The sequence below is a fragment of the Streptococcus sp. 79 genome (assembly GCF_013277425.1).
In the GTDB taxonomy this organism is placed as follows: domain Bacteria; phylum Bacillota; class Bacilli; order Lactobacillales; family Streptococcaceae; genus Streptococcus; species Streptococcus pseudopneumoniae.
Genome location: NZ_VMMW01000072.1, coordinates 803 through 1,160 on the forward strand (window position 1 = coordinate 803; position 358 = coordinate 1,160).

General features: G+C 38.5%; 1 pseudogene. It reads left to right on the forward strand.

The window, feature by feature from the left end:
• Positions 1-252 (forward strand): annotated as a pseudogene (locus HT729_RS09290) (N-acetylmuramoyl-L-alanine amidase family protein); the annotation flags it as partial.
• Between the last annotated feature and the right edge of the window lie 106 nt (positions 253-358).

Consider the following 358-nt stretch of genomic DNA (forward strand, 5'->3'; position numbering starts at 1 on the left):
GGTTCCATGGCAACAGGTTGGGAGCAAGTTGATGGTTCATGGTACTATCTCAACGATAATGGTTCCATGGAGACAGGTTGGCTACAAAATAATGGTTCATGGTACTACCTCAACAGCAACGGTTCTATGAAAGCCAATCAATGGTTCCAAGTTGGCAGTAAATGGTATTATGTAAATGCATCGGGTGAGCTAGCGATCAATACAAGTATAGATGGCTATAGAGTCAATGATAATGGTGAATGGGTGCGTTAACAGATTCCTCCCTGCGACACAATTGATAATAGTATGTCTGAATATATAATTATGTATAAAAAGCTATAGATAAGGTCATCTTATAGCGACTATAAAAAAGTGAACA